Origin of the sequence: Actinomyces lilanjuaniae, assembly GCF_003606385.1 — a bacterium.
Taxonomy (GTDB): domain Bacteria; phylum Actinomycetota; class Actinomycetes; order Actinomycetales; family Actinomycetaceae; genus Actinomyces; species Actinomyces lilanjuaniae.
The window spans coordinates 2,082,097-2,102,182 of the sequence record NZ_CP032514.1; the positions used below are offsets into that span (position 1 = coordinate 2,082,097).

A 20,086-nucleotide genomic window follows, 5' to 3' on the forward strand; every position below is an offset into this window, starting at 1 on the left:
CGATGGGATATCCCTGGCGGCCACACGCGGGGACCCGGCCTCGGGTGGTTCACGGCCCCGACTGGCGCCTCCGTCGACCACGCGCAGCCTCACCACAAGGACGACTCCCGGTTCCGCCCGGCCTGCGCTGGGGCTCAAGACGTCCCCAGGCTGGCACTCCGGCACGACGCACGCACAGGCTCCGTCCCGACCCGGCATCCCGCAAGTCCTGCCAGAGTTCTCACCACTATCCTCAGGCACCGTGTGGAATCCCTGGCAGGCCCTGGCCGAGCAGTACCCTGACGTCGTCGTCGTCCACACACGGCTGATGCCTCCGAGGACCCTGGGCCTGACCGACGGCAGGACGATCTGGCTGAGCACCGACCAGACCGTAGCGGAAAGACGCTGCACCCTCACGCACGAGCTCATCCACCTCGAGCGCGGTCACCATAGCTGCCAGCCTCCCCGTGTCGAGCGCTCGGTAGAGGCCGAGGCTGCCCGCAGGCTCATACCCACAGAACGTCTCCTGGCGACGCTCTCCTGGGCACGCTCCGAGACCGAGGCTGCCGAACATCTGTGGGTCGACACCGCCACCTTGCGCGCACGCCTGGCCTGCCTCACCGAGGCCGAGCGGAAGCGGATCCGTGAAGAGGACGCATCGCAGGGGTGATAGCCACAGGCCTGATAGAGACGGTGCTGCACGCGCTCGCCCCGGGCGCGGCGTGAAAGCGGGGCGTAAGCGAGGCGTCACACCACCCCGCGCGTTTGACACGGCAGGCGTAGGTGACGTAAAACCGCGGTATCATGCAGTTCTTGGTGCCCCCGCCCGGACTCGAACCGGGAACCTGCGGATTAGAAGGCCGATGCTCTATCCATTGAGCTACGGAGGCCCGTACCGACACGGTCGGCACAGTCCAAGCCTACGCCATGATGAGCAGCCGTCCCACCGACCCAGCCCTCGCGGCGATCGTGCAGTGGCCGCACGGCGTCCTCGCAGCAACGCCCCTACGACCCGGCCACCGAGACCACGGCAAGATCCACCCGGGAGGAGCCGGTCTGCGCCACTAGCAGCCTGCCGTCAGCCTCCCCGCTGCGAGGCGCAGCAAGACCCACCATGGTGCCGCGGACCTGCCACAGCGCGGCACCGTCAGACAGGGAGTAGGCGACCACAGCGTCTCCCGTTGCAGTGGTACTGGTCGAGGGCTGTCCCACCTGCACCAGGAGGGCCTCTCCCCGTAGGGCCCCGAGCACGCTGATAAAGCAGGCCTCACCCGGGGAACGGTCAGGGATCTCCAGCTGGGTCCTGTTGGCGGTGACACTGCAGTCACTGGTGCTGACAACCGTCTCGACGGGCTCGTCAGGACCGAAGGCGTAGCGTACCGAGGAGCTGTGGGCAGATGCGGCGTAGGCCTCTGCCAGGGACTGTGCGTCCAGGGGCGCGGAGAGGACGGAGACCGCCTGCGGGGAGTAGGTCCCCTCCAGGGTCTGGGCCTCGGTCCCGTCAGACTCGTAGATGGTCACGCCGCTCTCGGTGACACGGGAGAAGGCCTCCTCCCCGGTAGTGATGTTGAACCCGCCGGGGTACCGGGAGGCAAGGTCCGCCTGGCCCGTCGGGACGTGGGAGGCAGATCCGTGTCCTCCTCGGGAAAGTCAGGCTCCTCCTCGCGCACGGAGGCCAGGACCGTGCCGGAGGACACAGAGACGACCTGTGTCTCCCGAGGCCGCTGTCGTGGGTCAGGACGTAGCCGTTCCTGACGACTCCCTCGCGGTAGTCGCCGCGCAGCCGCCACGCCACGCTGCCTTCTGGCGTCATCGCGACCAGGTCTCCCCGGCCCTTCTCCTCGACAAGGACCGTGCGCGTGCTGGTCGCCCCCACCCACTCAAAGGAGGAGGGGCCCGGAGGTTGCGACGTCGTACCGTCTCTGTGGACCAGGATGCTGCTCGACGGGGTCTGGCACAGCAGGGAGTCGTCGTTCCAGAAGACTGCCGTCGTACTGCACCTGCCGCTCCACACCGCCGCGCCGCCGGAGCCGGTGAGGTCGTAGAGGGACCACGCGCCGTCAGACCTGGCGGCGTAGAGGCCGCCCCCTGGGGAGCTGATCCCTTCCGAGACCCCGGAGACGCGCAGGTCCTCACGGACGTCATCTCCCGCTGGTACCGAGAGCAGCCAGCCCGGGTCGGCGACGGTGGCCTCACGGGCTCGCCACCACCACGTCGTCACCGTTGCCGCCGCAGCCACGGCGACGACCAGGGCGACCACGACGACAGGCACGAGCCTCCGCCCAGGGCGTCCGGAGGACCTGGAGGTCGAGGACCGCCCGCTCCCGGGAGCTGTGGCCACGGCAGGACCGGCCGGGCAACCGTCCACGTAGCCGTAGACCGACAGGCTAGCGGCACTGTCAGCCCCGTCAGGCCCGCCAGCACTACGGTCCGGGGTGCCACCCGTGCTGCTGCTCCTGCTGCCCGCACCATCCGGCTCGGGCGGGACCGCTCCCGAGGGTCCGGCTGGCGGCAGGGTAAGCGCCCTCTCAGGAGCGCCGCCGGGCTGCCTCCCGCCGGAGCCGGGAGAGGGAGCAGGCAGGCCAGAAGAGGTTCCCGGGGGCTGCACCTGCCGCGCCAGGGGCAGGGTGGGACTAGCAGTCACGGCAACCGTGGTCTCCTGGGCAGGCCCGGCCTTCCCGACACTCTGCTCTACCTGACGACCGACGCCGTGCTCCGCGTCCCACTCGTAGGGCTCAGGCGAGAGGCTCGACCGTGGGGGCTGGGCAAGAACCGGTGCGGCAGGCAGGTCCGCCAGCTGGCTGCGCATCAGCGTAAGCCGACGGGCAACCTCCCTGGCATCGGGACGCGCAGCGGGGTGCTTGCTCAGCATCGAGATGATCAGTTCCCAGAGGGGGTCCGCGACGCCCTGAGGACGTCCTGGGTCGTGCCGGGCGTGCTGCGCCAGCAGCTGGGGAGCCTGCCCGACGAAGGGAGGGGTTCCGCAGGCCATCTGGTAGAGCACGACTCCCAACGAGTACACGTCCGCCGCCGGCGTCGGAGGCTGCGAGGAGAGGATCTCGGGAGCCATGTACAGCGGAGTCCCGACCGCACCCGTGGCATGAGCGGCGGCAAAGGTGTCGCAGATACGAGCCACGCCGAAGTCGGCGACCCGGGGCCTGACCCAGGCCCCGCCCGGCAGGCGCACCGGGGAGGCAGGGGCAGATCCTGGCCCTCCTCGCAGCGCTCCCACCGGCTCCAGTAGGATATTGGCGGGCTTGACGTCACGGTGTACCACTCCCGCTTCGTGCACGGCAGTCAGTCCCTGAGCGACACCTGCACCCAGTCCGGCCAGGTCCGCGGGCCTCAGCGAGCCCTCCTGCCGGACAAGGGCGCGCAGGTCACCTCCCCCCACGTAGTCCATGACGATCGCGAAGGTGGACCCCTCAATGACGACGTCACGGATCGTCACCACAAAGGGACTGCGCACCCGCATCAAGGTGGATCGCTCCTTGATGAAGCCCTCAACCACACCGGGAGCTTCCACCAGCTCCGCACGCAGCACCTTGAAGGCCAGGACCTCGCCCGATTCCACGCGGCGCCCGCTCCACACCTCCCCCTGCGCCCCGGAGCCGACGCGGCGGTCCAGCACGTAGGAGCTGCCCAGGCTACGGGGAGCTGGTACATCGGTCATCACGGCTCCAGGAGGTCATCAGGCGTCGACTGGCAGGGGGCTGCACCCGTGACCCTACCGTCACCTCCCCTATGCTGTCCCGCAGCACCCGCAGCCCGGGCCGGACTGCGAGAAGGCACGCCCTCCCCGCCCCCTGTGACCTGGTCCTGCGACGCCGTCGAGGGTCCCTCGGCACGACAATCGACGGGACAACAGACAGGGCGGCTATGGTAGGGGCCTGTGAGCCGACAGATGACGACCTCCGACCCGCTCGTGTGGGTCGACTGCGAGATGACTGGCCTGGACCTGGGCACCGACGCGCTCCTTGAAGTTGCCGTCGTCGTGACTGACTACGACCTCAGCCCCCTGGCCGAGGGCATCGACGTCCTCATCCGCCCCCCTGAGGAGGCGCTGCGGACCATGAGCGACCACGTACGCACCATGCACACCTCCTCCGGGCTGCTGGAGGAGCTGCGCAGCGGACTCAGCCTCGACCAGGCCCGCAGCACGGTCATGGGCTACATCAGGACCCTGGTCCCCGACCCGGGGACCGCTCAGCTGGCCGGCAACTCTGTCGGCACCGACAAGTCATTCCTGGCACGTGACATGCCTGAGCTCGTCAACCACCTGCACTACCGGATCGTCGACGTCTCCTCCATCAAGGAGCTGGCCAAGCGCTGGTACCCGCGCACCTTCTTCCACGCCCCGGACAAGGTCGGCGGGCACCGCGCCCTGGCTGACGTGCTGGAGTCCATCGACGAGCTGCGCTACTACCGCTCCATCCTCTTCCCCCAGGGCGAGGGTCCCTCCTCCGAGGAGTGCAAAGCGGCGGCGGCAGCTGTGACGGCCAGCCCCACCTCCCGGGTCCGCCGCGCCCCATCCCCCTCCTGACCCTGCGCCCCGGCCCTGTCGGCTGGCGGCCTCGCAGGCACCTCTCCGCCCAGGCCTGACCGCGTCGCCCGGACGCTGCGTGAGGATCCCGACCCGCCGACGTGACACAGCGCACCGGAGCCTCGTTTGGCCCCGGCGTCAGCAAGCCGATAAAGTACCGACTCGTTGCGAGTGCGCTCGCACACGGTGGCTGTAGCTCAGTCGGCAGAGCGCCTGGTTGTGGTCCAGGAGGTCGCGGGTTCAAACCCCGTCAGCCACCCCAGAGCCAGGATCCCGCCATGGGCGCGATCCACAGCTCCTCGGGGCCGCCCGCCCTGGCTGCGGCCGCCACGCCGGGACAAGGACGTTCCTCGCGCCACCTCCCTGACCCTACGTCACCGCCGCGTCCCTCTGACAGCCTTCCCTACCCACCCTTGTCTGCCCACTGCCCTCGCCGGACAGGCACGTGGTCGGCCCTGGTGCCGACAGCGGTCACTCCCCGCACCAACGGAGCCCCGGAGCAGACGCAGGAGTCGCTCCCGACGCACCTGGGCACGACACACCGGGACGTCGGCCTCCTGCCCCTGAGCCCGCTCCAGATTTCTCCGTGTACACTCGCAATGAATTATCACGAACCGGTCACCTCTGTGGCACAAGGGGCACGCGGTGCCCCAGGCCACGGCCGGAGCAGCGGGGACTCCCCTACGAACGGGACCAGCACAAGAGAGGCAGGCGACGTGACCACCAGCGACACAAGGGACGTGCTGTCACGACCGAGCGGCACCGGCACCACCTGGACAGAGTCAGGCTCCTTCTACGCCCGCTACGGAAAGCGCGCCGTGGACCTGGCGGCGGCTGTGGCCACCCTGCCTGCTCTTGGCGTACTCACCATCGGCGTCGGTCTTGCCGTCGCGCTGGACGACCGCGGGCCGGTCTTCTTTCGGCAGGAGCGGTGGGGTCGACGGGGCACGCCCTTCAGGATCGTCAAGTTCCGCTCCATGTCCGTGGGTGCACGCGACGTACGCAACGCGGACTCCTCTACGCTGGCCAGCCGTCACGACTCGAGAGTCACGCGCGTGGGCAGGGTGCTGCGCCTGACCTCTGTCGATGAGGTGCCGCAGATCATCAACGTCCTCAGGGGGGAGATGAGCCTCATCGGCCCCCGCCCCAACCTCGCCACCAAGCCCCTGGAGAGCATGGGACCTGACGAACGACGGCGGCTGTCCGTGAGACCGGGGATCACCGGCTACAACCAGGCCTTCTACCGCAACTCCTCCTCCCTGGAGGAACGCTACGCAGCCGACTGCTACTACGTGGACCACCTGTCCCTGGGCCTGGACCTGAGGATTCTAGCGCGCACACTGCGCACTGTCTTGGCACGGGAGCAGGTCTACACCGAGGAGAACCGATGACCACCGCCCCTGGCAGCCTGCCCGGCAGCCCGCCTCCGCCTGCCGCAGACCACCACGGGCAGCGGGTCCTGATCCTGGGCGCCTCGCTGCTGCAGGTTCCTATGATTCGCCGCGCCCGCGACCTCGGCATGCGGCCTGTTGTCGTGGACATGGATCCTGCGGCGCCAGGGGTCTGCCTGGCGGAGGAGTTCCACGCCGTCAGCACCAACGACATCGACACCGTCCTCGACGTCGCACGTGCCCACGACATCCACGGCGTCGCGACCGTGGGTACCGACATGCCGGTACGCACCATTGCCGCTGTAGCACAGGCACTGGGGCTGCCTGGCGTCTCCCCGACCACGGCACTGACCTGTACTGACAAGGCGGTCATGGCCCAGGCCTTCGCCGACGCCTCCCTACCCCACCCCGCGTTCAGGACCGTCTCCGGGATGGCAGAGCTGGAGGAGGCGGTTGCCCAGATCGGCCTGCCCTGCATCCTCAAGCCCCTGGACTCCTCCGGCAGCAGAGGAGTCATCCAGGTCAGCTCCGCTGACCAGCTGCCCACTGCCCTTGACTACACCAGGAGAGTCACCAGGGACGTCTCGCCATCGGGACAGGTCCTAGTCGAGGAGCTCCTCACCGGCCCCGAGATCAGCTGCGAGGTCCTGTGCATCGCTGGCACCGCCCATGTCGTCGCCCTCACTGACAAGGCTACGACCGGCGCACCGCACTTCATTGAGACCGGGCACACACAGCCCGCTGTCCTGGACGCCCCGACCACCGCAGCTGTCACCAGCCTTGTCCAGGACACGGTCGAGGCGACAGGAATCACGGACGGACCGGCTCACATCGAGATGATCCTGACCTCGACCGGACCTCGGCTCGTCGAGCTGGGCGCACGAATGGCCGGGGACTTCGTTGCCTCCCACCTGGTCCCGCTGACCACCGGGGTGGACTTTATCGGCCTGGTGCTGCGCCAGGCCTGCGGGGAGCCCATCGATCCCCCCATGCCGCGACCGCAGGGCGGGGCGGTGCGCTTCCTTGACGCCCCCCAGGGGACGCTCGTCAGCTTCCGTGGCCTCACCCAGGCACATGGGCTACCTGGTGTGCGAGAGGTGCTTCCCCTCGCCCGGGCGGGACAGCGCATCGGCGGCCTGCACTCAAGCACCGACCGCGTCGGTGTGGTCATCGCCCAGGGGAAGGACCACGACGACGCAGCGCGTATCTGCGAGGCGGCCAGGAATCTCATCACCGTGGAGGTACAGCCATGAGCACCCCAGAACAGCACCGCCAGGGAGCACGCCAGGGCCCGGCCTCAGGGCGCCGCGTCCTTGTCATCGGCGCGGGACGCGGGCAGACCGGCCTCATTCGCGCCGTCAGGCGCCTGGGAGCCACCGCGGTCGTCGCCACCCGCGTCGAGCCGCACCTGCCCGGGATCGCCGAGGCCGACGAGGTCCTGGCCGCTGACATCCTCGCTGTCGACGACGTCGTGGATGCCGCCCGGCAGGCCGGGGTCGACGCGGTCGCCACCAGCTGCCTGGACACCGGGCTGGAGGCTCTGGGCGCGGTGGCGGACACCCTGGGACTGCGAGGCCTGAGCCGCCAGGCCGCACGCCTGTGCTCCGACAAGCTGGCGATGAAGAAGCGGCTGGCGCAGGCGGGTGTCCCGACAGCAGCCTACGTGGCGGTCTCCTCCTGTGAGCAGGTTGGTCCCGCGCTGGAACGCACTGGCCTGCCCGCAGTAGTCAAGGCCACCGACCTTCAGGGCTCCAGCGGAGTCTTCATGGTGGACACGCCTCAGGAGGCGGCACAGGCCTGGAGCACAGCCGCCAGCCTCAGCAGAAGCGGACGCGTCATCATCGAGCGTCTCCTGACAGGACGCGAGTTCGGCGCACAGGCCTTCGTCCACGACGACCAGGTGCTCCACGTCACCGTCCACGGTGACGACCTCGCTCCGGGAGAGGTGCCCGTACCTGTGGGCCACCACGTCCCCATGGAGGCCGACCCTGGGCTGCTGGAGCAGGCCGACCGAGTCGTCCGGCAGGCCGTCAGCGCTCTAGGTCTGCGTAACTGCGCGGTCAACGTCGACCTCATGGAATGCGACGGCGTCGTGCACCTCATCGAGCTGACTGGACGTGCCGGCGCCAACGGCCTGCCCGAGCTCATGTCGACGGTCTACGGCCTGGACTACTACGAGATGGTCGCTCGCGAGGCGCTGGACCTTGACGTGCTGGAGACGTGGCGGGGCCGCTCCCCCTGGGACGGCGCTGCGCTGGCCATCATGCTCATCGACGCCGATGCCCGGGGCACCGTCACCGGCATCCACCGTCCCGACAGGCTGCCCGGGTGGGTCACCGACCTGCAGGTCTTCACGAACGTGGGCGACGTCCTGGAGGGGTTCACCTCCTCCAACGACTGTCTGGGCCAGGTGGTGGTTCGAGGATCCACCCTGGCAGAGTGCCGCGAGCGTGCCGCCTACATTGACGCGCAGGTGGTCCTGGCCACGGACAATGCGGGAACAGGTGCACGGACAGGTGAGACAGTCTCCACGCCGGGGACACGGTCATGAGGCGCCTGGTCCTTCTTGCCAACGCCTTCCCCTTCGGCACCTGGGAGACCTTCCTGGAGACCGAGCTGGAGTACATGGACAGCTTCGACGCGGTCGAGGTCATGTCCCTGTCGGTGCGTGCGGACCAGCGGCTGCGCAGGCGCTCACTGCCCTACGCCAGCATGCGGGCACACCCGATCGCCTTCCGGTCCCGGGTCTTCTACCTGCTGGCCTCCATTCGCGTCCTGCCAGACGTCAACCTCTACAAGGAGCTGCGTCATCTGCGCCGCACCGGGCGCCTCAGCGCCGCACGGGTGGTGACCCTGTTCGTGTTCCTCAGCCGCGCCCACCACGAGGCCCGGGTCTGCCGTCGTCTCCTGAGGCAGGCAGGCGCCCGTGACGACGAGATCGTGTTCTACTCCTACCGCTTCAACTACCAGCCCTACCTCGCCTGGCTGCTGCGTCGCCACTTCCCGCGATCAGTCTCGGTAGCACGGGCGCACCGCGCCGACCTGTACGAGGAGCTGGCACCTACGGAGTACCTGCCACTGCGTGAGCACACTGTCACCCACCTGGGAAAGATCTACTGCATCGCCGACCACGGCAGGAACTACCTCGTCAGCAGGTTCCCCTGGGCCGGGGACAGGACCGTCGTTGCGCGACTGGGCACCACCGACCACGGCACCGCGTCGCAGTGGCCGTCACGGTCCCCCCTGAGGGTTGTCAGCTGCTCCACCATCACCCCGGTCAAGCGTCTCGAGCTCCTCCTCGAGGCCCTAGCGGGATCCCGGCACCCTGTCGAGTGGGAGCACTTCGGCGAGGGGCCGCTACGGAACAGCCTCGAGCACAGGGCGCGCTCTCTCCTTCCCCCGCACGTGTCGCTCAGGCTGCACGGCTTCGTAAGCAACACCCAGCTCGTCAAGAGCTACGTCGCCCAGGCGCGCCACGTCCTGGTCAACGTCAGCTCCTCGGAGGGCGTCCCCGTCTCAATCATGGAGGCCATGTCCACCGGGATACCAGTCATCGCCACGGACGTCGGCGGCACCGGGGAGATCGTCCTCGACGGGGTCAACGGCATCCTGCTTCCCGCCGACCCCTCCCCCGAGCAGGTCCGACAGGCCGTGGAGCGCATAGCCACCATGGATGACGGTGACTACACGCGGCTGCGCCAGGCGGCCCGCCGTACCTGGCAGGAGCGTTGCGACGCTCGGCACCTGTACACGACCTTCGCGGCGGAGCTCACGGGGCTCAGCCACCGGTAGCACCCCAGGGTGGCGGCTGTCCCCACCCGGCTTGTAGCAGCAGCACCTGCACAACGCCCGCGGATTCCACCACCACAACCAGGGCACAGCTGTCAGATCCTTCCAGATACGGTGCCCGCTAAACAACCCGCACAAGCAAAGACAGGCATCACACCGCATTCTTTTCATCGACACTTGATCAGCAGGAGAGCGGACCAGGCAACCGCCACATTTAGAGGTTTCCTCAACCGGAAATGCGACCAGTGGGGCATGAAACACAATTCCGTGACCGCCCACTGAAATAACGCTCAAAATTTCCAGAGAGAACACTCGACCATTGAACTGCTGATAGGGTCAGACCCGGCGACAGGAGCAGGTGCACCCGTTTTAGTCTGGCGCGACACGCCGACAGGAGCCCGGCGGGCACAGCCCGAACGACAGCACCAGACGTAGGGGCGCCAAGGCGGGAGTAACAGCGGCAGAAGGAGCCGACCTGCCGAAACCGAGAGCCAGGAGACCCTCGCGGCACAACGGTGTGGCAAAAAACACCACGGACATCACCGCGAGAGAAGCGCCGTGAATGAATCCAGGTACCAGCAGGACGTTCTTCACGCAGATCAGCCGGTCAAGGGCCGCATAGAACACCGCTGTCGGACTTCTCCCAGACAGATACATTGCCCCACCCAGAAAGTGTGACATAGTTATGGTGATGTTACTGCCCCCTTCCTGGCGCTGCCCGGCCGCCCCGACCGGACCCTGCCGGTCGTCGGCACGCTATGCACCCGGAGCGCAGCAGCACACAGCGCAGGTCGCCACCAGGCGACCCGGGACCCGAAAGCGAGTATTCAGCAGATGAGGATCAGCAACAGGCAGGCCGTCATCGCCCCGACGACCGACACACTGGGCTGGATCGTGTCGGGGCTCATGGTGCACGGCCTCAATACCACCCCAGCAGCCCTCCCTACCGTCGCCATCATCGTGTTCCTGCTCACCGCAGCGGCAACAAACCTGCTGCTGGGGAGACTGGTCCTGCTCACCTACCGGAGGCGGTTCCGCACCGCCTCCTTCGAGGAGGCCACCGCGCTTGCCTGCCAGTACGCCGTCGCCACGCTGGCAGGCGCACTAGCCGTCACCATGTGGTCAGCCGCCACCAACCAGACAGTCTCTGTGCTCGCCATCGTGGCGATCCCCTGGGCCAGCCTGGCTATCGCCCTGCTGGCACGCTTCACCGTGCGGGTGAGCCGTACCTACGCCAGGGCACAGGCCTACCAGCGCGCCGCGCACAACCGGGACCGGGTCATCATCCTGGGAGCCGGGGAGGTCGGCGGGCAGATCGTCCGCCTGACCAAGAACGACGCCGCATCCCCCTTCGTCCCTGTCGGTCTGGTCGACGACGACACGACGAAGAAGTACCTGCGTCTGCACGGCGTGCCTGTCCTGGGCACCATCGACTCGCTGGTCTCCTGCTGCCAGCAGAAGGACGTACGCACCGTGATCATCGCGATCGCCGACCTTCCCACTGAGCGGCTCAAGCAGGTCACGCAGGAGTGCGCCCGCAACGGGATCAAGACGATGACCATCGTGCCGGTGCGCGAGATCGCCCGACGCCGGATCCAGTTCTCAGACATCAAGGACATCGACCTGACCGACGTGCTGGGCAGGCGCGAGGTCCACATCGACCTGTCAAGGATCAGCGACTACGTCGCGGGCAGGTCGGTGCTGGTCACCGGCGCAGGGGGGTCGATCGGGTCCGAGATCGCCCGCCAGCTGCACCGTATCGGCCCACGGGACCTTGTGCTGCTCGACCGTGACGAGTCCGCTCTCCACACGATCCAGCTGGACATCTACAACAAGGGCCTGCTGGACACGCGGGACATCGTCCTGTGCGACATCCGTGACAAGGAGGCCCTGCGCCAGGTGTTCCAGGAGCACCGTCCCGAGGTGGTCTTCCACGCCGCGGCCCTCAAGCACCTGCCGCTGCTGGAGCAGTACCCTGACGAGGGGTGGAAGACCAACGTGCTTGGCACGAAGAACGTCCTGGAGCTCTCCGAGGAGACAGCCGTGACGACCCTGGTCAACATCTCCACTGACAAGGCGGCCGACCCAACCTCGGTCCTGGGGCGCACGAAGCACGTCGCCGAGCAGATGACCACCTCTATCGCCCTGGAGAACGGGCTGCGCTTCGTCTCGGTCCGGTTCGGCAACGTCCTGGGCTCACGCGGCTCGATGCTGTGGACCTTCAAGCACCAGATCGACAGCGGCGGCCCCGTCACGGTGACCGACCCGCGGGTGGAGAGGTACTTCATGACTATCCCCGAGGCGTGCCAGCTGGTCCTCCACGCCGGAGCCATCGGCCGCCCTGGGGACACGATGGTCCTGGACATGGGGGAGCCCGTCCGGATCCTTGACGTCGCCCAGAGGCTCATCGCCCAGTCGGGCAACGACGTGGAGGTCGAGTTCACCGGCCTGCGACCGGGCGAGAAGCTGTCTGAGGACCTCATCGCCACCGACGAGGACGGCATCCGCCCCTTCCACCCTCTTATCAGCCACGTACGGGTGGAGCCGGTCGCCCCGCACAGGCTCGACACAGTCCGGGAGTGGGCCTACGGCGCTGCGGCCGACGCCAGGCACGTCGAGAAGGACGCCAAGGACATCACCGCCGCACAGCAGGAGGAGCAGGCCCAGCCTGTCGCCATGTCGCACGAGGCAGTCTCGCACTAACTCCGCCCCGTTGCCCCGCCACCTGCACCTCCACGACACGGACCCACAGAACAGGACCTGACCTCGACCATGGAACTCTGGGATCTTCTCGCGCTGGCACGGCGACGCATCGGCACAGTCCTCCTGCTGCCCGTGCTAGGCGTCCTCGTGGCAGCCGGGCTCCTCTACCTCACGCCCACCACCTACACCGCCAGCTCAAGCGCCTACGTGTCCGTCGCCGTCAGTGACGAGGACACCATGACGACGAGGTACTCCGACGCAGCCGACCTCGCGGAGAAGAAGGCAACCGCTGTCGTCCCGATCTTCACCTCGACACGGCTGGCCCAGGCAGTCATCAACGACCTGGGTCTCGACGAGACACCGGAGCAGCTGGCCTCCAACATCACGGCCACCAACGTCACCGGTACGGTAACAATCAACGTGACGGTGACAGCCTCCTCCCGGGAGGACGCCCTGCAGATCGCCGACGCCGTGATTACTCACTCAGCGGAGGAGATCAGGGGGCTGGAGGGCGAGGTGTCACCCGTGACAGTCGTCCCCCTGGCGTCGGCGGAGCTCTCGGGCGTGTCCGTCAGCCCCTCACCGGGGCGCTACATCGGCCTCGGAGCCGTCGGGGGCCTTCTGGTGGGCTTCCTCCTCGTGTTCGGGGCCTCGGTCATGGACAACCGCCTTCAGAGCATCGGAGAGGCTTCACGCGCTGCTGAGTCTCCTGCACTAGGTGCCCTTCCTGTCAAGCTGACACGGGACACGGACCGCCTGCTGGCCAGGATCCGAGAGCTGGTGCTCTACACAGGCTCGGGACGCCTGCCTGCTCGCACGGTGCTAGTAGCCTCGGCTGCCGGAGACTGCGGTGCCTGGAAAGTTGCCCTGGAGCTGGCACGAGCCACGGCGCTGGCCGGCCAGCCCACCGTCCTGGTCGATGCCAGGATGCGCAGCACAGAGACGGGACGCCCCCTGACAGAACCGGGCCTGTCGGAGGTGCTCCAGGGCAAGAGCCGCCTGAGTGACGCCGTAGCAGGCTCCGAGGTGCCAGGTCTTCTGGTGATGAAGGCTGGAGCCGCCGCCTCGGACCCGACAGCACTGCTGGCATCCCCTCGTATGGAGGAGGCCTTGTCGGTGCTGTCCCGGGACCGCTGCGTCATTGTCGCCGGACCCGCCCTCTACCCAGGTGCCGAGGGCCTTCTCGTCTCCCGGCTGGTCGACCGCATCGTCGTCGTCGCCCGCTTCAAGCAGACCACGACCGACCAGCTGGAGCACGCCACCGAGGCCCTGCGACGCGAGAGCCACGAGATAAGCGGGGTCGTGCTCAACGACGTGCCCTCGTCGTTCCTGTCGCGGGTACGGTACGGAGAGTTCAACGAGGCGGCATGAGGAACGATCGCGACACGGTCGGGACGGTCGACCGGGGGCTACCCCGCAGGGGTGACTCCGGTCCCTCCTGCCAGCCACCGCAGGGCAAGGCTGTCGGGCTCCCCGGGCTGGCAGCACACGACGGTCCTGCCGGAGTCCTGGACCGCCCCGATCCACGCACTGACCTGCGCGGCACTGGCAGCCCCGTCGGGGCGGGCCTGCTGCAGGAGGACACTGTCGGCCCACTGCAGGCAGGCGCTGTCGACGCCGGGGAGGCCACGCGCCCTGACACGCACGTCGACACCGAGCCGACGCAGGACCTGAGCCGCCTCGGCAGCTGTCTCCAGGAGCGGGCCACAGTCGCCCTGTGCGACAACAAGCACGTGAAAGGTCCGCTCCGCACGGCGCGCGGGCCTGCCTGGTACCGACGCGGGCGCCGCCACCACGCCGCCTCTGACTCCGCTGTGTCCTGGCGATACTGCCTGTGGTGGCTGTGCCGACGGTGTCACGCTCATCCCCGTGTCCCGTCCCAGATGTCCTGGCTGTCGCTGCAGCCTGCCGCGGCAGGCTGCAGCCCAACCACCGCGAGCGCCCGTCTACCCATAGTGCAGAGCTTCCTTCGTACACGTCATACATGGTGCGGCCAAGACCTATGGCCAAACCGAGAAGATGCTATAGCACCGGCTCCGCAGCAACCACCGCAACATGAACGGAGACATCCGATCGAGATCAGCACAGTCAGACAACGTCGTCACCGCTCCGTGCCAGCACTGAGGCGTCCCCGCAGCCGTGCCCGTCCTGGGCCGCCCATGGTGAGGACACCCACGAGGCAGCATCCAGCACCGACACCGACTGAGGAGTGACGTCATGATCCCATTCTCCCCACCTACCCTGACCGAGGACGACATTGAGGCTGTCGTCTCGGTACTGCGCTCCGGCTGGATCACGACAGGCCCCGTCGGGCGCGAGTTCGAGGCCGCCCTGACGGCCTACACCGGCTGCGCAGGCACCGTGACCCTCAGCTCGGCGACGGCCGCTCTCGAGCTGGCCCTGAGACTGTGCGACGTCGGCCCCGGCGACGAGGTTATCGTCCCCGCCTACACCTACACAGCCACCGCCGCCGTGGTCCACCACGTGGGTGCGTCCATCGTCGTGGTGGACACCGAGCCAGGCTCCTGCACCCCCTCGCCCGAGCGAGTTCTCGCTGCTGTATCACCCAGGACCAAGGCCGTCATCACCGTCGACCTGGCCGGTGTCCCTTTCGACACCAGGCCCCTGGCTGAAGCCCTCACCGGGCAGGGCAGCCGTGCCGGGGGCCTGCAGCAGCGGCTGGATCGTCCAGTCCTCATTGCCGACGCCGCCCACTCCCTGGGAGCGCGCCTGGACCACGCTGCCGTGGGCGAGGTGGCAGATCTTACTGCCTTTTCCTTTCACGCCGTCAAGAACCTGACCACCGCCGAGGGCGGGGCGCTGCAGTGGCGCACCGGGCTGCCCGCCGACCACGACGACATCGAGCGCTCGCTGCGCCTGCTGTCCCTTCACGGTCAGTCCAAGGACGCACTAGCCAAGACCACGGGGACGTCGTGGGAGTACGACATCGAGGTCCTGGGCTGGAAGGCCAACATGCCCGACGTCCTGGCCGCGCTGGGGCTGTCCCAGCTGGCACGCTATGACAGTATTGTCGAACGTCGGCTGGAGATGGTGTCGCTGTACCAGGAAGGGCTCAGCGACACCGGTATCACCCTGCTCCCCCACCAGCAGCCCGGACTGCGATCCAGCGCTCACCTTGCGATCGCTACGCTTCCCGTGCCTGGCGTCGAGGAGCGCAACGCCTTCATCGACCAGATGCGGCACTGTGGTGTCGCGACAAACGTCCACTACAAGCCACTGCCCATGCTGACTGCCTACAAGAGGCTCGGCCTCGACATCAGCCGGTACCCGCACGCGGCCTCCTTCTACGCCACGGAGGTGACCCTGCCCCTGCACATGGCACTGACCGACGACGACATCGCCCGGGTGTGCCACGCAGCACGTACGGCACTGCCAGGATCACGATGAGCCTGCTCGCGCCTAGGTCCTCCCTGGTACCACGCAGCACCACCGCAGCTCCGTCAGCCAGTAGGCAGGCGCCCCCGGGCCAGCGGGCGCTCAGGGTCCTGACCGCGAACCTGGCCCTGACCTTTATGATCTTGTGGGGGCAGTGCGACTGGCGGTGGGGCGGCCTGCTGTTCCTGTGGCTCAACCTGCTCTTGTACAGCCTGAGCCCTCGACGGCGCTCCGTGTTCTTCAGCGGGTTCCTTGTCTCCTTCTTCCTGCTGCTTCTCAGCCAGGCGACCTTGGAGCGAGTCTTTCACTACTCCTCCTCGCGCGCCGAGCCCGCCGCGCTTCCGACGACCGTCACTATTCTTCTGGTTGGTCTGGCAGCATCCGCAGCAGGGTACTTCCTTGCCGGCCTCCCCGGGATGCCACGCTACGTCGCCGCCGCACGCAGCAGCAGCCAGCGCGGCAGGGCAGCCGTCATACGTGCCCGGTCGTGGGCTGCCCAGGCGCTGCACGACCGGGCACACGTCAGGTCCGCCTCCTTGGCCGTCATTGTCCTCAGCTTTCCGATCAGCACGTTCTGGCTGGTCTCCACGATCGCCAGGACCGGCATCTCGGGGTACCTCAGCCTCTACACCACCGACTACATCGACCAGAACTCGGGGATCCTCAACCTGCTCGGGGAGTACTCCTCCGACTTCGCGTTTATCGCCTACCTCATCTACCTGGCCACGATGCCGTCGCGCAACGAGATGATCCTGCCCACGTCCCTGCTGGCCGTCATCAAGAGCCTGTACCTCATGGTGGGTGTGCGCCGGGAGTTCACCGTGTTCGCAATCATCGTCGTGTGCTACGTCGTTCTGCGCAACCGGATAGACCCGGGTAAGGGATGGTTTACCCGGCGCACGGCCCTGACCGCTTCCCTGAGCGCCGCGGCCCTGATGCTCCTGTTCACGGCTATGGAGAGCCTCCGTGGCAACGGCAGCTCCTCTTCCATCGTGGAGTTCCTCTACAACCAGGGGGTCTCCGTGCGGGTCATCGACAACGTCGTGGTGTTCGGCGACCGCCTCCCCGAGCAGTTCTACCTGGCCTACTTCGCCCACTACGGCCTGGTCGGACGTCTCCTCGGCCTACCCTCCCTGCAAGGAAACTCCTTCGAGCGGGCAGAGATAGGAGGGTCGCTGTCGCACTCACTGTCCCGCATCGCCCTGGGCGACCATGCCTACCTGACCGGGGTGAGCACCGGGACGTCCTACCTTGCCGAGGGCTACGTCCAGTACGGGATGGCTGGCGTCCTCGGCCTCGCCCTCGTCGTCGGTGCCGTGCTGCGCTACGTCGACGGGCTGGCCAGCACCTCCTACATCTCCAACTCCCTGCGCATGCTCATGCTTCCGTCACTGATATGGCTGCCCCGCGGCCCGGCCGCTGACTTCATCGGCGTCCTGGTGGCCCCGACCACGATCATGGCGCTGGCCACCATAGTCGGGGTCGTGTGGATATCCCGCGGCATGGAGACCCTCAGAAGCAGGAGACAGATCGGCTACCGGCCCCGCAGGCGGCTCCTCAGGCAACGTGGCAGGACAGCGTAGGACGCAGCAGCACAGCAGCTCCCACCACGTCCGCACGTCTGGCTTCCGCAGAGCGCCCAGAGGGTACACCTTCCAGTTCCAGCCTCGACAAGTCCCCAGAAAGCTCCAGAAAGCTCCAGAAAGAAGGTACGCCACGTGGCTCAGGCCTCGTCATCTAGCTCACCAGACCGTCTCCGGGTGCTTGTCGGCGGCATGACCGAGAACGCCGGAGGCAAGGAGGCGTTTATCCTCTCCGCGTTCCGCCTGCTCAAGGACAGCTACAGCTTTACCTTCCTGGTGGACCGTGACGACGTGGCACACCAGGAGGAGCTCCTGGCGCTCGGCGCCAGGATAGCCAGGGTCCCCGCAAGGCGGCAGCACCCCATAGGCTACGTGCGCGCAGTATCCCGGCTGGTGCGCACAGGAGGCTTTCACGCCGTGTGGCTCCACCAGACGGTTATCAGCAGTATCGAGCCTCTTGTCGCCGCCAGGGCAGTCGGAGTACCAGTGCGAGTACTTCACTCCCACTCGTCGGCAAATATGTCGGGGAGGGTGTCAGGTATACTTCACCACCTCCAGCGCCCACTCACCGGTCTGTACGCAAATCGCCGCTACGCCTGCTCGGCGGAGGCGGCACAGTGGCTCTTCGGCGACACGGCGTGGACGTTCGTTCCCAACATCTTCGACCCAGACCCCTTCTCCTTCGACGCGGACCGGCGTGCCCGCGTGCGCAGGCAACTGGGGCTGCACCCTCAGGAGAGAGCCGTTGTCCACGTCGCACGACTGGGGCCGGCAAAGAACCACGCCTTCGACCTTCGCATTATGGAGGAGCTACGAGCCATGGGGGTACGCGCCCAGCTGCTCCTGTGCGGTGACGGGCCCTACCGTGAGAACCTCGCTGCTGACGTCCAGAGGATGTCCCTCGACCACATGGTCACTTTTCTAGGCCCCCGCAAGGACGTACCTGACCTCCTGCAGGCTGCGGACGTCATGATTCTTCCCTCGACCTTTGAGGGCCTGCCCTACACAGCGCTTGAGGCCCAGGCGGCCGGGCTGCCGCTGCTCCTGTCACAAGCAGTCAGCACCAGCGCACAGGTCGGCGGACAGGTCACGGTACTGGACCTGGCAAGGGGGCCTGCGCCGTGGGCTCAGGCTATCGCAGCCGTGGATCCCGGCGCGTCACCCAGGCGACCAAATGCCGTCAAGGGCTCACCGTTCGACGCCGGAACCGCACTTCCCCGGTTTCAGGAGCTTCTCGCAGCAGATACACCGAAGGAGTCGTGATGGGGACGCTATGGCGGTTCCTGAGGAACTCAGGAATCTTTGTACTGGGAACAGTCCTGTCAAAGCTGATCGCCTTCATCATGCTCCCGCTGTACACGGCGGTCGTCCCTCCCGCCGACTTCGGCTACTACGATCTCAGCATCACCTACCTGACCGTTATATGTGAAGGGCTCTTCCTGAACATATGGGTGGTCATCCTGAGACAGATGTACAAGAGCAGGAAGGAGGAGGTCCGGGCGCTGCAGGCGGGGTCGCTTGTATTCCTCGGCTCGACAGCCGCCTATATACTGCTTCTTGTCGCCACGACGCTGCTGCTCGACATCAGGTACATCGGCCTGATCGCACTCCTTGGCATCGTCCAGAACATCGAGTACGTGTACAAGCACGCCTGCCGCGGTATGAGGCGCAACTGGGACTACGCCATCTCCGGGGTGATCGCCTCCCTAGTCATGATGGCCATGAACGTCCTTCTTCTGGTCGGTCTCTCCTGGGACTTCCGAGCCCTCTACGTGTCCACGATCGTCGCCTTTTTGTGCGAGATCGCCTATATCGAACTCCGCGCGGGGGTCCTGAGAAAGATGCTGACCAGCGACTGGGGGTGGGCAGTGGTGCCCTCAGCCAGGTCCATGCTGGTCCTGGCCGTACCGGTTGGGCTCAACGCCCTCGTCTACTGGACCATCAACTCCATGAACCGTGCCGTGGTTGGCGCGGTCCTTGACCTGTCCCAGAACGGCCTGTTCGCCATTGCCATGCGCTTCGGCTCAGTCATGATGCTCGTCATCATGGCCATGACCTACGCCTGGCAGGACCTCGCCTTTGAGAGGTCGCGGGCACATAGCGAGTTCTTCGGGCGCGCCACGGCTGTCTACGGAACGGCGCTGTTCCTAGGCCTGGCCCTGCTTGTCCCTGCTATGAAGATCGTGTTCCCGCTGGTCACTGACCCCCAGTACTCGCAGGCGATGACGGTCGTCCCGTTTGCTCTCGCTGTGTCAACGCTCAGCGGGTACTCCAACTTCATGGTGAACATCTTCTACGCGATCGAGAAGAACAGGGAGACCCTGTGGGCCATCGGGATCGCGGGGGCGGTCAACATGGTGTGTGTCGTACCCATGGTCCAGTTGGGAGGCCTCGTCGGTGCCTGCCTGTCCACCGTTGTCGGCTACAGCTCAGGTATCGCCTACATGCTCTACCGTCTTCGCAGAGAGATCGGCATGCGAGTGGACTACCGGGGACCTTCTGCCGCCATTGGCGTGGTCTTAACCTCCATGCTGGTCTTCCAGCTCGGCGGCACCTATGCCAATGTCCTTATGGGCGTCGTCGTCCTGGCCGCCTGCGGGTACGCCCTGGTGCGCATGACCCGCAACGAGCGAGATGGACGGAGAACAAGTCTGTGACAGACAGCTGCAGCGCTCCCCCAGACGGGCCACCCGCAGAGCAGA

General features: G+C 67.0%; 15 protein-coding genes and 2 tRNA genes. 13 read left to right on the plus strand and 4 right to left on the minus strand.

From position 1 onward, the window contains the following. Nucleotides 1-241: 241 nt before the first annotated feature. Nucleotides 242-649, plus strand: a complete 408-nt coding sequence (locus D5R93_RS08945; RefSeq protein WP_205570033.1) for an ImmA/IrrE family metallo-endopeptidase — start codon at nucleotides 242-244, stop codon at nucleotides 647-649. 144 nt (nucleotides 650-793) lie between these two features. Here D5R93_RS08945 and D5R93_RS08950 read toward each other — a convergent pair. The 3 genes from D5R93_RS08950 to D5R93_RS08960 form a co-directional block, all read right to left on the minus strand. Then, nucleotides 794-869 (minus strand) — tRNA-Arg (locus tag D5R93_RS08950). 115 nt (nucleotides 870-984) lie between these two features. Further along, nucleotides 985-1,500 (minus strand): hypothetical protein, encoded by a 516-nt coding sequence (locus tag D5R93_RS08955; RefSeq protein WP_120204803.1) that lies wholly within the window; start codon nucleotides 1,498-1,500, stop codon nucleotides 985-987. Then, nucleotides 1,481-3,652: a serine/threonine-protein kinase gene (locus tag D5R93_RS08960; protein ID WP_120204806.1), complete on the minus strand. Its 2,172-nt coding sequence runs from the start codon at nucleotides 3,650-3,652 to the stop codon at nucleotides 1,481-1,483. Before D5R93_RS08960 ends, D5R93_RS08955 begins: the two co-directional genes overlap by 20 nt. Nucleotides 3,653-3,883: 231 nt before the next feature. Between D5R93_RS08960 and orn the strand changes: the two genes are divergently transcribed. From orn to D5R93_RS09000, 8 genes are all read left to right on the plus strand, one after another. After that, entirely contained in the window at nucleotides 3,884-4,522 is a 639-nt protein-coding gene (gene orn / locus D5R93_RS08965) for an oligoribonuclease (protein ID WP_119836154.1), read from the plus strand. Between the two features lie 186 nt (nucleotides 4,523-4,708). Continuing rightward, nucleotides 4,709-4,784, plus strand: a tRNA-His gene (locus D5R93_RS08970). A 454-nt stretch (nucleotides 4,785-5,238) separates the two neighbouring features. Then, the gene (locus D5R93_RS13320; RefSeq protein WP_162933892.1) at nucleotides 5,239-5,913 is read left to right on the plus strand and encodes a sugar transferase; all 675 of its coding nucleotides are present in this window, start codon (nucleotides 5,239-5,241) and stop codon (nucleotides 5,911-5,913) included. Continuing rightward, nucleotides 5,910-7,166 carry an ATP-grasp domain-containing protein gene (locus D5R93_RS08980; RefSeq protein WP_120204809.1) on the plus strand — a complete coding sequence of 419 codons (1,257 nt, stop codon included), beginning with the start codon at nucleotides 5,910-5,912 and terminating at the stop codon, nucleotides 7,164-7,166. The genes D5R93_RS13320 and D5R93_RS08980 overlap by 4 nt, the downstream gene beginning before the upstream one ends. Continuing rightward, entirely contained in the window at nucleotides 7,163-8,464 is a 1,302-nt protein-coding gene (locus D5R93_RS08985; RefSeq protein ID WP_119836157.1) for an ATP-grasp domain-containing protein, read from the plus strand. Before D5R93_RS08980 ends, D5R93_RS08985 begins: the two co-directional genes overlap by 4 nt. After that, nucleotides 8,461-9,705, plus strand: coding sequence for a glycosyltransferase (locus D5R93_RS08990; RefSeq protein WP_120204812.1), 1,245 nt, complete (start codon nucleotides 8,461-8,463; stop codon nucleotides 9,703-9,705). Before D5R93_RS08985 ends, D5R93_RS08990 begins: the two co-directional genes overlap by 4 nt. Before the next feature lie 831 nt (nucleotides 9,706-10,536). After that, entirely contained in the window at nucleotides 10,537-12,405 is a 1,869-nt protein-coding gene (locus D5R93_RS08995; protein WP_120204814.1) for a nucleoside-diphosphate sugar epimerase/dehydratase, read from the plus strand. A 69-nt stretch (nucleotides 12,406-12,474) separates the two neighbouring features. After that, nucleotides 12,475-13,776, plus strand: coding sequence for a tyrosine-protein kinase domain-containing protein (locus D5R93_RS09000; RefSeq protein WP_119836160.1), 1,302 nt, complete (start codon nucleotides 12,475-12,477; stop codon nucleotides 13,774-13,776). A 38-nt stretch (nucleotides 13,777-13,814) separates the two neighbouring features. On the opposite strand, the gene D5R93_RS09005 is transcribed toward D5R93_RS09000, so the two are convergent. Then, nucleotides 13,815-14,270, minus strand: a complete 456-nt coding sequence (locus tag D5R93_RS09005; RefSeq protein ID WP_162933893.1) for a hypothetical protein — start codon at nucleotides 14,268-14,270, stop codon at nucleotides 13,815-13,817. Between the two features lie 352 nt (nucleotides 14,271-14,622). Between D5R93_RS09005 and D5R93_RS09010 the strand changes: the two genes are divergently transcribed. The 4 genes from D5R93_RS09010 (at nucleotide 14,623) to D5R93_RS09025 (ending at nucleotide 20,041) form a co-directional block, all read left to right on the plus strand. Beyond that, on the plus strand, nucleotides 14,623-15,813 hold the full coding sequence (locus D5R93_RS09010) for a DegT/DnrJ/EryC1/StrS family aminotransferase (protein WP_120204817.1): 1,191 nt from the start codon (nucleotides 14,623-14,625) through the stop codon (nucleotides 15,811-15,813). Beyond that, nucleotides 15,774-17,384, plus strand: a complete 1,611-nt coding sequence (locus D5R93_RS09015; RefSeq protein ID WP_162933894.1) for an O-antigen polysaccharide polymerase Wzy family protein — start codon at nucleotides 15,774-15,776, stop codon at nucleotides 17,382-17,384. Before D5R93_RS09010 ends, D5R93_RS09015 begins: the two co-directional genes overlap by 40 nt. A gap of 192 nt (nucleotides 17,385-17,576) precedes the next feature. Beyond that, nucleotides 17,577-18,647 carry a glycosyltransferase gene (locus tag D5R93_RS09020; RefSeq protein ID WP_119836164.1) on the plus strand — a complete coding sequence of 357 codons (1,071 nt, stop codon included), beginning with the start codon at nucleotides 17,577-17,579 and terminating at the stop codon, nucleotides 18,645-18,647. Continuing rightward, nucleotides 18,644-20,041 (plus strand): lipopolysaccharide biosynthesis protein, encoded by a 1,398-nt coding sequence (locus D5R93_RS09025; protein WP_162933895.1) that lies wholly within the window; start codon nucleotides 18,644-18,646, stop codon nucleotides 20,039-20,041. The genes D5R93_RS09020 and D5R93_RS09025 overlap by 4 nt, the downstream gene beginning before the upstream one ends. The last annotated feature ends 45 nt before the right edge of the window (nucleotides 20,042-20,086 follow it).

Coding starts and splice junctions, on each gene's coding strand:
- D5R93_RS09000 (WP_119836160.1), top strand. CDS start 12,475: ATGGAACTCTGGGATCTTCTCGCGCTGGCACGGCGACGCATCGGCACA.
- D5R93_RS09010 (WP_120204817.1), top strand. CDS start 14,623: ATGATCCCATTCTCCCCACCTACCCTGACCGAGGACGACATTGAGGCT.
- D5R93_RS08990 (WP_120204812.1), top strand. CDS start 8,461: ATGAGGCGCCTGGTCCTTCTTGCCAACGCCTTCCCCTTCGGCACCTGG.
- D5R93_RS09005 (WP_162933893.1), bottom strand. CDS start 14,270: ATGAGCGTGACACCGTCGGCACAGCCACCACAGGCAGTATCGCCAGGA.
- D5R93_RS08980 (WP_120204809.1), top strand. CDS start 5,910: ATGACCACCGCCCCTGGCAGCCTGCCCGGCAGCCCGCCTCCGCCTGCC.
- D5R93_RS09020 (WP_119836164.1), top strand. CDS start 17,577: ATGACCGAGAACGCCGGAGGCAAGGAGGCGTTTATCCTCTCCGCGTTC.
- orn (WP_119836154.1), top strand. CDS start 3,884: ATGACGACCTCCGACCCGCTCGTGTGGGTCGACTGCGAGATGACTGGC.
- D5R93_RS08995 (WP_120204814.1), top strand. CDS start 10,537: ATGAGGATCAGCAACAGGCAGGCCGTCATCGCCCCGACGACCGACACA.
- D5R93_RS08985 (WP_119836157.1), top strand. CDS start 7,163: ATGAGCACCCCAGAACAGCACCGCCAGGGAGCACGCCAGGGCCCGGCC.
- D5R93_RS08960 (WP_120204806.1), bottom strand. CDS start 3,652: ATGACCGATGTACCAGCTCCCCGTAGCCTGGGCAGCTCCTACGTGCTG.